The sequence below is a fragment of the Nitratireductor sp. OM-1 genome, from assembly GCF_003296175.1.
Classification (GTDB): domain Bacteria; phylum Pseudomonadota; class Alphaproteobacteria; order Rhizobiales; family Rhizobiaceae; genus Nitratireductor; species Nitratireductor aquimarinus.
In genome coordinates this window covers 3526568-3538507 of sequence record NZ_CP029208.1, presented here as the reverse complement: position 1 = coordinate 3538507, position 11940 = coordinate 3526568, and the positions used below count along the sequence as shown (strand labels likewise).

9 protein-coding genes are annotated in these 11940 nt (G+C 62.3%); 4 read left to right on the top strand and 5 right to left on the bottom strand.

The genetic code is table 11. From position 1 onward, the window contains the following. Positions 1-534: 534 nt before the first annotated feature. Positions 535-717: a DUF3008 family protein gene (locus tag DEJ54_RS16890; RefSeq protein WP_113156362.1), complete on the top strand. Its 183-nt coding sequence runs from the start codon at positions 535-537 to the stop codon at positions 715-717. Positions 718-749: 32 nt separating this feature from the next. Here the strand turns inward: DEJ54_RS16890 and DEJ54_RS16885 are convergent, their stop codons facing one another. Further along, the gene (locus tag DEJ54_RS16885; RefSeq protein WP_113155579.1) at positions 750-1952 is read right to left on the bottom strand and encodes a pyridoxal phosphate-dependent aminotransferase; all 1203 of its coding nucleotides are present in this window, start codon (positions 1950-1952) and stop codon (positions 750-752) included. Positions 1953-2267: 315 nt separating this feature from the next. On the opposite strand from DEJ54_RS16885, the gene DEJ54_RS16880 reads away from it, so the two are divergent. Beyond that, positions 2268-2975, top strand: a complete 708-nt coding sequence (locus DEJ54_RS16880; protein WP_113156361.1) for a nitroreductase — start codon at positions 2268-2270, stop codon at positions 2973-2975. Positions 2976-3389: 414 nt separating this feature from the next. After that, a complete protein-coding gene (locus DEJ54_RS16875; RefSeq protein ID WP_113155578.1) occupies positions 3390-3995 on the top strand; it encodes an EF-hand domain-containing protein in 606 nt (201 codons plus the stop codon). A gap of 122 nt (positions 3996-4117) precedes the next feature. Here DEJ54_RS16875 and DEJ54_RS16870 read toward each other — a convergent pair whose 3' ends face one another. From DEJ54_RS16870 to DEJ54_RS16855, 4 genes are read right to left on the bottom strand one after another with little or no spacing between them, the layout of a single operon-like run. Next, positions 4118-4708, bottom strand: coding sequence for a sarcosine oxidase subunit gamma (locus DEJ54_RS16870; RefSeq protein ID WP_113155577.1), 591 nt, complete (start codon positions 4706-4708; stop codon positions 4118-4120). Next, on the bottom strand, positions 4701-7694 hold the full coding sequence (locus DEJ54_RS16865) for a sarcosine oxidase subunit alpha family protein (protein ID WP_113155576.1): 2994 nt from the start codon (positions 7692-7694) through the stop codon (positions 4701-4703). The genes DEJ54_RS16870 and DEJ54_RS16865 overlap by 8 nt, the downstream gene beginning before the upstream one ends. After that, positions 7691-7969: a sarcosine oxidase subunit delta gene (locus DEJ54_RS16860; protein WP_113155575.1), complete on the bottom strand. Its 279-nt coding sequence runs from the start codon at positions 7967-7969 to the stop codon at positions 7691-7693. The genes DEJ54_RS16865 and DEJ54_RS16860 overlap by 4 nt, the downstream gene beginning before the upstream one ends. 10 nt (positions 7970-7979) lie before the next feature. Continuing rightward, positions 7980-9239, bottom strand: coding sequence for a sarcosine oxidase subunit beta family protein (locus DEJ54_RS16855; protein ID WP_113155574.1), 1260 nt, complete (start codon positions 9237-9239; stop codon positions 7980-7982). A gap of 220 nt (positions 9240-9459) precedes the next feature. Here DEJ54_RS16855 and DEJ54_RS16850 point away from each other — a divergent pair, with 220 nt between their 5' ends. Further along, complete coding sequence (locus DEJ54_RS16850; protein ID WP_113155573.1) at positions 9460-11931, top strand: mechanosensitive ion channel domain-containing protein; 2472 nt, start codon at positions 9460-9462, stop codon at positions 11929-11931. Positions 11932-11940: the final 9 nt, after the last annotated feature.

Genomic DNA, 11940 nt, shown 5'->3' with positions numbered 1-11940 from the left:
CACGGCCAATGCAGCTAGTCGGCTGTCTCGAAAAAATGTGGCTTAAAGCCGGCGTTATTTGAAGTGAAGCCGAATTGAGACCTACGAAATGAGAAGGTGGTTGTCTGTCCGTGGCCAATTCAGGGTTGCCGGGGGCGGTTCAGGCAATCGCAATACGTTTGTTTTCAAGGAGAGGCACGTGTCGAATGGCACAAAAACCACGCAGCCCGGAAACCCGGAATACCCAGGGCGAATCGTCGTCGCCGCAAGAAGCCGAAGCGCTCGGAAGCTCTGCTGCGCTGATGGAGCCAGACATCAGAGAGCCTGATCCGGCGCAGTTCGGTTTCGAGGGAGGCGATCTAAATTGTTGATGGCGCGCGCACGCCTTTTTTGAAGGCGCGCGGCAAGCCCGGCCCCTTTCCCCCGATCCTTACTGGCTGAAAATTGCAGCGTCACCCCGCGCCATGCCGTGAGAGCCGCAAATCGTGTCATTGTGGGAACTCTGGGTGCATCCGCGGAGTTTCCCTTTCGGATGCAAGACGAAAGGAGATGCCGATGCCAGCAAAGTCAAAGGCTCAGCAAAAAGCCGCCGGGGCCGCCTTGTCTGCGAGGCGTGGTGACACGCCGAAATCGGATCTGAAGGGCGCTTCGCTGGAGATGTTCGAGACGATGAGCGAGGCAGAACTCGAAGAACTGGCGGAAACCAGCCACGACGATTTGCCCGATAAGAAGGACTGAGGCGCGCCAGCGCGCGCCTCATGGCCTCAGGGTCAGCCTGCGGCTGTGGCTGACTTGCCCGCATCGAGACGGCCGGAAATGAAACGCTCCAGCCGCTTTGCAGCCTCCCGCAGCGTTTCCTCATCCTGACACATGGAAATACGGATATGGCCTTTTGCGGCGTCACCGAAGCTGGCGCCCGGCAGAACCGCCACATCTTCCGCGTTCAGGAAGTCCCAGGCGAACTTTTCGCAATCCTGCTCGATGGCCCGAATGTCGAGCATGACATACATGCCGCCTTCCGAACCGCGAACGACAATGCCGTTCATGCCGCGCACGGCATCGAGAAACGCCTCGCGCCGTTTCGTGTAGAGTTCGGCGATCTCAACCACACCGAAACCGTTCTCGGCGGCGGCGGTGGCCGCATGCGAGGTGAAGTCGGGCAGACCATAAGTGGCGACGAGGTTGAGATTGGTCATCACCGCAATCATGTCGGCAGGGCCGGTCAGCCAGCCGACGCGCCAGCCGGTCATGCCGTGGCTCTTCGACAGCGAATTGATGACCAGCGTGCGCTCCTTCATGCCGGGCAGGGCGCGCGGCGAGACATGCTCCTTGTCGGACCGGATGGTCCAGTAGACTTCGTCGGACAGAAGCCAGATATCACGCTCGCGGCAGATTTCGGCAATGCGCTCAATCGTGGCGCGCGAATAGACCGCGCCCGTCGGATTGTTCGGTGAATTGATGAGAATGGCGCGCGTGTCGGCCTCAAGTGCGGCCTCGATTTCCTCAAGGCTCGGCTCGAAATTGTTTTCCGCATGCGTCTCGATCTCGGTGAAACGGCCGCCTGCGGCGCGCACCGTGCCGGGATAGGTCGCGTAATAGGGCGACACGATCACCGCATGCGCGCCCGGATCGAGCACTGCCTGAAACGCTGCGTAAAGCGCACCCTGACCACCAATGGTGACCATGATCTCGTCGGCGCTGGTCTCGATACCGGTGCATTCTTCAGAGAGCTTGGCGAGTGCGGCGCGCAGTCGGGGCTGGCCCGGAAGCTGCGTATAATGGTGGTGACCGTCGCGCACGGCCTCGACGCAGGCCTCGACCGTTTCGGCCGGCGTGTCGAAATCATGGTCTCCGACCGAGAGCATGATGACCTTGTCGCCGGCCTGTTTGCGGGCCATGGCTGCGAAATGGATTTCCCAACCGTTTTTGCCGGAAGGAACGATGCCGGAAATGCGTGATGAAGGCTTTGGCATGGGTGAGGCTCTTGGCATTCGACTTGAAAAAGGAAGGCCCTTCGACTACGAGGACCGCGCACTGGCCGCTCTTTTAACAGAGTGGCAGTCATGAGAACAGCGCAACCAAATAGCGCACCCGGGGGCATGTGTTCCCAGAGCATCGGATCGAAAAGTGGAAACCGGTTTTCCGTTTATCGCGGCGCTCCATCAATGGTCTGGATCGGTTTTTGTACGTCCTGATGGACGCTCGGCGATCCGATCCTGAACGGGTTGCGGTATGGATGTGAGGGGCATCCGTCGGTTCGCACCGCATTTTTGCAGAAGGATGGCGGCATGTTGGCCCCTGAAAAGAAGAACGAACTGTCTGTTTCGGAAATCGTCGACGAGGCGATGCTGTCGCGCCGCTCCGTGCGTGCGTTTTTACCCCGGCCGGTCGATGACGACACGATCCGGGATATTCTGCGCGTTGCCGCACGCGCGCCTTCGGGCACGAACATGCAGCCCTGGAAGGTCTATGTCGTTTCTGGCGAGCGCAAGCAGGAACTGTCGGATGCGATCCTCTCTTCGGGCGTCCGCCCCGAGAAGATCGAGTGGGACGAGTACAAATACTACCCCGACAAATTCTTCGAGCCCTATCTGACCCGCCGCCGCGCCGTTGGCTTTGCGCTCTACAGCCTTCTGGGCATCGGGCGGCGCGAAGTGGACCGTATGCGCGCCCAGCATGACCGCAACTTTACCTTTTTCGACGCGCCGGTCGGGCTGATCTTCACCATCGACCGCCGCCTCAACAAGGGCTCGTGGATCGATCTTGGCATGTTCGTGCAGTCGGTGATGATCGCCGCGCGCGGCCGTGACCTGCACACCTGCCCGCAGGCGGCTTTTGCGCCCTATCACAGGCAGATCCGCCCGATCCTCGACATTCCGGATGAGGAAATCGTGGTCTGCGGCATGGCACTTGGCTATGAAGACGCTTCTGCACCGGAAAACGGCCTGCGCAGCGAGCGCGAGCCGCTTGAGGAATTCGTTTCCTTCGTGCGCTAGGGTCAGGCCCCATTAATATGGCCGCAATGGTCGGCCTGATTTGTGCGGATACGCGAAGCAAGGCTGCAGGAAGACTTGATGTCTTTCAAGGCTTTGCGACAAAGTAGCCCGTGCAAATCAGGCTGATCCGAAGGACGCTCGATAGACCGGCGACCTGCTGCGTCAAACCCCTTGACCGGGGGGAACCCCGCTCTGCGGGCTTTTCCTGGCATCTCTTGGTCTATCGAACGCCATTGCGGTCATATTAATGGGTCCTGACCCTAGGGCCCTGAGCCTGGATCATGTTTTTCCACCTACGGCCCTTGCTTACGAATTTGTAATTCCCCGGCAAGGTTGCCGTAATGTGGGATCGGTCAATTTCACCTCGTTCCCTGCCGCGCCTCCCAAGCGGCGCCCCTTTACGAGGATGAAGACATGAAAAACAAGATCCTGTTGTCGGCTCTGGCTCTCAGCCTGGTTGCCGGTTCCGCCGCCATCGCCCAGGAAGCTGCGCAGAATGGTCAGGGCAACCCCCAGGCTGCCGGGCAGCAGATGAAGGGCGGCAAGCAGATGCGCGGTTTCGCCCGCTTTGATGCCGATGGCGATGGTGTCATCACCGCTGAAGAGTTCACCAGCATTCAGCTTGATCGCCTCAAGGCTGCCGATGCCGATGGCGACGGCACGCTCTCCGATGCCGAACTGCAGGATCTCGCAACCCAGCGCATGGCAGAGCGCCGCGCCAAGCGCGCCGCACAGCATCTCGATGCGGATGGCGACGGCAAGGTGACCATCGCCGAGATCGAAAGCCAGCACGCCAAGCGTTTTGCGCTGATGGACGCCAACAATGACGGTCAGCTCGACCAGCGCGAGATGCGCCGTGGCGGTCGCCAGATGGCGGCGGAGCATGGCAAGCGCGGTGGTGGTGAACGCGGCGAAGGTCGCGGGAAGATGGAGCGCAGGCACGACCACAGGGGTGGTGAGCACAAAGGCGGTGGCAAGGGCGAAATGCGCCGCGGCGCAGCTCCCTCCGACAATGGCTGACAATACGTAGGTGACTAAAAAGGCATCGGTGGGGAAGTGCTGGATCACTTCCCCGGCGGTGGGGCCGGTTCGCTTCGCGTTTCTGCGAACCGGTGAATAGGTCCGGTGTCGCCGCGCCGGACCTATTTGATTGTGTAACCCACATCTTCTGCGGCCCGGCGCAGCGTGTTTGCGAAGGACCGTGCAAAAGAGCGCAAGACGTAGAGTTCGAAGCGTTTTTCGCCCCGGCGCTGGATCTGAACGGCGATCTCATGATGCGCCGTCGCGCATCCCGAATGGACGGGGAAGGCTGCACTTGCGAAATCGAGCGCGAACAGCTTGGCCAGGACCCATTCCGCCTTCGGCCCTTCAATGCCAAGCACCGTTCTCCCATGCGAGAGGTCGGTCACCGTGCCGATCGTGTCCGGCACCGCGCTTTCCACCTCATGCGCAAGCGTCTCGCGCGGGCCGCTCACCAGAAACCGGCCGGGTCCGATGTTGAAGGCGCAAACGCCTTCGCGATTGGCCGCACCATTGCCCGAACCGTCCGAGAGCCTGAGATTGCAGGCATCCGCCAGTGCTTCCGCAAGCGCCTTCTCCTGGCCCGGCCAGGCTGTCGCCTCGATAATGCCCGCCCTGTCGATTTCAAGGATCGTGACTTCCGCCCCATTGGCGAAATCACCATAGGAGCCGGGGCGAAAATCGCTGCCCAGCGGTGATGCGCGCTCAACCATGCATGCGCTCCCCATCCGGATCGAAGAAATGGTGGCTGACGATTTCCACCTGTCCGAAGCGCTTGCGCAGCGGATCGGACAGGAAGGCCCGTTTGCCGTGTCGTGTCTTGCCGCCCTTGACCAGCGCCAGACCGATGTATTTTTCGAGCGCCGGCGAATAGCAGTATCCGGTCACATGGCCGATGCTTTCGCCCGGTTCGTCTCGGTTCCCGCTTTCCACCAGATGCGCGCCGCCGCCAAGCGGCTGACCATCGAGCGAGACGACGCCCACGAGCCGCAGCCTGTTCCTGTCGATCAGGGCAGGGCGGTCCATCAGGCCCGAACCGATGAAGGGCTTCTTCTTGGACAGCATCCCGTCGAGATAGAGATCGCGCGCCGTGGTTCGGCCGTCGATCTCCGCGCCCGTCACATGGCCCTTCTCGATGCGCAGCGCGCCGAGCGCTTCCATGCCATAGGGCGTGATGCCGAAGGGTTCGCCGGCTTCCAGCAGCGCTTCCCAGACATGAACTCCATGGCCGGCCCCGCAATAGACCTCATAGGCAAGCTCGCCGGAGAAGGAGAGGCGGCAGATCATGACGGGCGCGCCGTCAATCTCGCCATGCACGATGCCCATGAAGGGGAGCGTTTCATTGTCGACACCGGTTCCGGTCACGCAGCGTTCGAGAACCGCGCGGGCCTTCGGACCGGCAATCGCAGCCCCCGCCCACTGGTCGGTGACGGAGGTGAGATGCGCCTTCAGGTCCGGCCATAGAATATCGAGGCAATATTCCAGATGCTGCACCACCGGGCCTGCATTGGCGGTGGTGGTGGTCATCAGGAAATCGGTTTCGCCAAGCCGCCAGGTGGTGCCGTCATCGAAGACCAGCCCGTCTTCGCGCAGCATCAGCCCATAGCGCGCCTTGCCAACTTTCAGCGTGGAGAAGGTGTTGGTGTAGACCCGGTCGAGGAATGTGGCGGCATCCGGTCCCTTCACGGCAATCTTGCCGAGCGTCGACACATCGACAAGGCCCACCGAACGGCGCACCGCCGACGCCTCGCGGATATAGGCCTGCTCCACCGTCTCGCCCGCACCGGCATAGGCGAGGGGGCGATGCCACAGGCCCGCCGGCGTAATCTCTGCGCCATGCTCTTCATGCCAGTCGTGCAGGGGCGTCAGCCGCTCCGGCTTCAGGTCGCCATAACGCTCCGCCGCCAGCGCGCCGATGGCGACCGGCGAAAAGGGCGGGCGGAACCGCGTTGTGCCGGCCTGCGGAATCTCGATGCCGCGCGCGGCGGCCATGATGGCCAGCCCCGGCACATTCGAGGTCTTGCCCTGATCGGTCGCCATGCCGAGCGTCGTATAGCGCTTCAGGTGCTCGACGCTGACGAAACCCTCACGGTGCGCAAGCCGCACATCGTCGGCGGTCACATCGTGCTGGAAGTCGACGAACGCCTTGCCCTTGCCCCGGATTTCCAGAACCGGGGCGGGGGTGAGATCAAGCGCTGACGGAGCCGTTTCCGGCAGTTTGGCCCGCGAGGGGCGCTTGTCGGCGCTTTTTAACCCCGCATTGCGGCCACTCGCCAAGGCTTCCGCCGACCCCGTTTCGCCGAGAAACGCGCCCGCGCCGATCCAGCGCTGCGTCGGTTCAGGCGGCAGAAACGCCTGTTTTTCGGCATCCCAGACAGGCTTCCCGCCAGCCTGGCTCGCCAGATGGATGACCGGCTGCCAGCCGCCGGAAACCGCGAGGCTGTCGCAGTCTATCGGCCTTGCCTCGCCGGAGAGCCTGCCCGTATCGGCGTCGAATGCCTGCACCACAGCGCCTGAAAGCGCCTTGCCACCCTTGGTTCCGACAATGGCGTGACCGGTCAGCGGCACCACGCCGGCCTCGGTTGCAAGCGCAGTCGCTTCATCGCCGATCTGCTTGCGCACATCCACGATGGCCGCCACATGCCCGCCGGCGCGTCTGATGGCGGCGGCTGCCTGATAGGCGCTGTCATTATTGGTGAAAAGAACCGTCTTTTCGCCTGGCAAGACGCCGAATTCGCCCGCATAGCGGCGCACCGCGCCCGCCAGCATCACGCCGGGACAGTCATTTCCGGGAAAGACGATGGGGCGCTCAAGCGCACCCGTCGCAAGCACGACCGTGCGGGCGCGGATCGTCCAGTGGCGCTGGCGGGGATGCCCCTTCGGGGTGCGCGCCACATGATCGTTGACGCGCTCGAGCGCTGCCAGCGTGTTGCCGTCATAATAGCCCCAGACGGCCGTGCGGGTGAGGAGGCGCACATTGTCGAGCCCGGCAAGCCGAGCGGTGATTTCCGCTGCCCATGCATTCGCCGGTTTTGCGTCGATGGTTTCGCCCGACCAGCGCGCAAAGCCGCCGGTCTGCTTCTCCTGTTCGGCGAGGATCACGCGCTTGCCGGCCTTTGCGGCTGCCTCCGCCGCCATCAGACCCGCAATGCCGCCGCCCACCACGAGCACGTCGCAAAAGGCGTTCATGTGCTCATAGCGCGAGGGATCGGCTTCGTAATCGGCGCGGCCGAGGCCGGCGGCCCGGCGGATGACATGCTCGCACATCATCCAGAAGCGCGTGCCCTTCAGTGGTCCGACCACCGGCCCCATGAAGGTCTTGTAGTAGAAGCCTGCACCCAAAAGACGGCCGCCGAGCTGGTTCAGCGCCCCGAAATCCCAGGCGAGTGAAGGGAAGCGGTTCTGGCTTTCCGCCCTGAGCCCGTCATGCAGTTCGATCTGCGTGGCGGGAATGTTCGGCTCGCGCACGCCCTCGCGCAAAATGGTGACGAGCGCGTTCGGCTCGTCCGCCCCGGCGCTGAAGACGCCGCGCGGGCGATGATATTTGAACGAGCGGCCCACCAGCGAAATGCCGTTGGCGAGAAGCGCAGAGGCCAGCGTGTCGCCGGCATGGCCGGTATGGGCCTCGCCATCGAAGGTGAAGCGGATGGTGCGGGTGCGGTCGATCGATCCGCCGGCGGATGTGCGGCGCGGGCTCATGCGGCGTCTCCGCTTTTGGCGTTGCCGCGAACGGGAGCGACCGCGTGGATTTCATGGGTCAGCGTGTCCCGCTCCACCATCAGATGCGCGCGGCACCCTCCGGAGTGCTGCCAGTATTCCCGGTGGCGCCCCGCCGGATTGGGCCGGTTATAGACATAATCGAGCCACGCCTGCGTGTCGGTCGAGGCGGGATCGGGCCGGGTGCGCGTCGCGTCGCCCTGATAGGAGAATTCGGCAAGGTCGCGGGGGCCGCAATGCGGGCAGTCGATCAGCATGGCGGTTCCCTCAATGCAGTTTCGGGGTCGGGCCCTGGCCCGCTTCGTTGATGACCGCGCCGCGCTCGAAGCGGCTCAGCGTGAACGGCGCGTTGATGGCGTGTGGCTCGTCCTTGGCGATGGTCCACGCAAAGGAATAGCCCGAGGCCGGCGTCGCCTTGAAGCCGCCATAGCACCAGCCGCAATTCAGATAGAGACCGGGCAGTGGCCCTTTCGTGATGATCGGAGAACCGTCCATCGACATGTCCATGATGCCGCCCCAGGAGCGCAGGAGGCGAAGCCGCGCGACCGATGGGAACATGGCGCAGATCTCGCTCATCACGTCTTCCGCAACGGGCAGGTTTCCGCGCTGGGCGTAGGAATTGTAGAAATCCAGACTGCCGCCGAACACCAGGCCGCCCTTGTCCGATTGCGAGACATAGAGATGGCCGGCCCCGAAGGTCACGACGCAGTTCACGAACGGCTTTATGGCTTCGGACACGAAAGCCTGCAGAACATGGCTTTCGATGGGAAATGTGTCGACGCCGGCGCGCTTCAGCACCTGGCCCGTGCTGCCGGCCACCGCCATCGCCACCTTCTTCGCGCGGATATCGCCGCGTGTGGTGGTGACACCGGTGATCCGGTCTCCGTCGCGCAGGAAACCCGTCACTTCGCAATTTTCGATCATGTCGACGCCGCGCCGGTCGGCGGCGCGCGCATACCCCCAGGCGACCGCATCATGTCGTGCGGTGCCGGCGCGCGGCTGCAACAGGCCACCGGCGATGGGAAAGCGCGCCGATCCGGAAACGTCGAGCCCCGGCACCCTGCGCGAAATCTCCTGCGGCGTCAGCCATTCGGCGTCCACGCCGTCATGGCGCATGGCGTTGCCCCGGCGGATGTAATCATCCGCCTGGCCCGGGCTGTGGGCAAGGTTCAAGACGCCGCGCTGCGAGAACATCACATTGTAGTTGAGTTCGTGGGAGAGGTTCTCCCAGAGCTTCATCGAATGTTCGTAGAAGCGAATGGATTCGGGCAGCAGATAGTTGGAGCGCACTATGGTCGTGTTGCGGCCGATATTGCCCGATCCGAGCCAGCCCTTCTCCAGAACGGCCACATTCGTGATGCCATGCATGGCGGCGAGATAATAGGCCGTCGCCAGACCGTGCCCGCCACCACCGATGATGATGACATCATAATTCGGTTTGGGATCGGGCTTGCGCCAGGCCGGTTTCCAGTCACGATTGCCTGAAAGGGCATTCTTCAGAAGCGAAAGTGCTGAATATTCCGCCATGCGCCGCCATTCTTTTGCCAGAACGAAGTCTAGGTTCAGGGCTAAACCTATAGGACACCCCGGCCGATGGTGGCAAATAAGGCGTATGTCTTTTCACAGGCTTGCCTTTCATTGCCATGCAGACGCCGGCAATGCTTGCTGCTGACGCATGCCTCGGGCAATGTCGGCGCACCAAAATCGCCCCCTGAACGATCCTGATTCTTTGAGAAGACTGACAGAAATGTTGTTGAAGCTCCGCACCCTGCCAGCTTTCCTGTGCCTTGTTTTTCTGCTCGCTTTCGGTTCGCTTGCCGCAGCGCAGGACACGGAAAGCTTTCTGGAAGGCCAGCGCGAGATGCTTTCGGGCATCGAAAACAGCGTCGCTGGGCTGGAGACGGAGATCGGCCACCAGTCGACCGACGATGCCGAGCTCGTCGACATTCGCGTCGAACTGGAGAGGCTGGGGCGTGAGGTGTTCGACGCCAGCCTGGCGTTCCGCCCCCGGCTTTCGGAAATCAACACGCGCCTCGAGCAACTGGGCGAGCCGCGCAAGGAAGGCGAGCCGCCCGAACCGGAAGAGGTAACGCGCGAGCGCACGCGCCTTCTTGATGAAAAGGCGAGCTTCAACGTCCTGATCGGCGATGCGGAGCGCCTTTCGGTGCGCATCAAGACGGTGATCGAAGAGATCGCGGAACTGCGCCGCGATCTGTTCACCCGCACCCTGTCGCGCCGCTACGACATTTCGGCGGCGGTCAGCACCGATGTTCTGGGTGAATTCACGCAGGAACTGGGCCGTGTCTACACGCGGGTGTCCGCCTGGCTCAGCTTCACGGTCAAATACCGCCTGAAGCCGCTGCTTCTGGCGACGGCGCTTGCCTCCATTGCTGCACTTGCCCTCTTGTTCGGTGGACGCCGCCTCTTTGACGACTTCGTCGAGCCGGACCGCAGTGAGCAGAACCCCACCTATCTCAGCCGTCTGGCGACAGCGCTCTTCTCGACGCTGATCCCGTCGGTTTCCTATGGCACGTTCCTCGTGCTCAGCTATCTCTTTCTGGATTATTTCAACCTGCTGCGCAGTGACATCGCGCCGCTTCTCTGGTCGCTCTTCTCGGTCATCATACTGGTCTATTTCGTCTACCGGCTGGCGCGCGCAATCCTTGCGCCACGGCGTCCCAACTGGCGCCTTTTGCCGGTGCGGTCCCAGGCGGCGCAGTGGCTTCTCGTTCTTGCGGTTGTCACGGCGGTTGCGACCGGCTTCGACCATTTCATGGACCAGGTCTATTCGGTGCTCAGCTCGCAGCTTTCGCTGACCGTCGCCACAAGTCTGGTTGCCACGGTTGTCGTCGGGCTTCTCATCATGGCCATTGGCGCAGTCCGGCCGCTTGAAGACGAAGAGGGCAAGCCCCGGCAGTGGCCGCTCAAATTCCGCTACCTTCTGTTTTTCATCGGCGCTGCGATCATCATCGCCGCACTGCTTGGCTATATCGGTTTCGCCCGCTTCCTGTCGCAACAGGTGGTGGTGACCGGCGCGATCATTGCGACCATGTATATCGGTTTCCTGACGGCCGGTGCGATCACGTCGGAAGGCGCGTTCGCGCATTCTTGGTTCGCCCGGCGTCTGGAGCGTCACACGGCCTTTGACGAAACCGCGCTCGATCAGCTCGGCCTGATCTCGGGCATGATCATCAATGTCATCGTCGTTCTGATCGGTGTGCCGCTCATTCTTCTGCAATGGGGCTTCCGGCTCGCCGACCTAACGGCCTGGAGCTACCGGATTGCCGGCAACATTCAGATCGGCTCGCTCTCCTTCTCCATCATGGGCATTGTGACAGGCATTGTCGTTTTCGTTGTCGGCTACTTTGTCACCCGCTGGTTCCAGGGCTGGCTCGACGGCAAGGTGATGGCGCGCAGCCGTATGGATTCAGGCGTGCGCAACTCCATTCGCACCGGTGTTGGCTATGTGGGCCTCGTGATCGCAGGCCTCATCGGCGTTTCGGCAGCGGGCATCAATCTTTCCAATCTGGCGCTCGTTGCCGGTGCGCTTTCTCTGGGCATTGGTTTTGGCCTGCAGAACATCGTGTCGAACTTCGTTTCGGGCCTGATCCTTCTGGCCGAGCGGCCCTTCAAGGCCGGCGACTGGATCGTGGCTGGCGCAGTGTCGGGCACGGTGAAGAAGATTTCCGTGCGCGCCACCGAGATCGAGACGTTCCAGCGTCAGTCTGTGATCCTGCCGAACTCCGAGCTGATCAACGCGGCGGTTGGCAATTGGACGCATCGCAACAAGCTGGGCCGGATGGAGATCGCCGTGGGCGTGGCCTATGGATCGGATGTGCGGCGTGTGCACGAGATCCTTCTGGAAATCGCCAAATCGCATCCGATGGTTCTGAAAAACCCGGAACCTTTCGTGCTCTTCGCCGGGTTCGGTGACTCATCGCTCGATTTTGAAATCCGCGTCTATCTCTCCGATATCCTGACGCAGCTCGAAGTGCAGAACGGCATCCGCTTCGCCATCGTCGATGCGTTCGAGGCCGAGGGCATCGAGATTCCGTTCCCGCAGCGCGACATTCATGTGCGCTCCGGTTTCCTGAAACCGGAAGAGCCGGAGCTGCCTGAAGACGGGGAAACGGACGATCTTGAAGAGGAAACGCCTGCAGAGCCCGGCGCGGAGAAGGTGGTGCGTCGCCGTCGCCGCCGCAAAACTGATCCGGAGTAATGTGCGGCA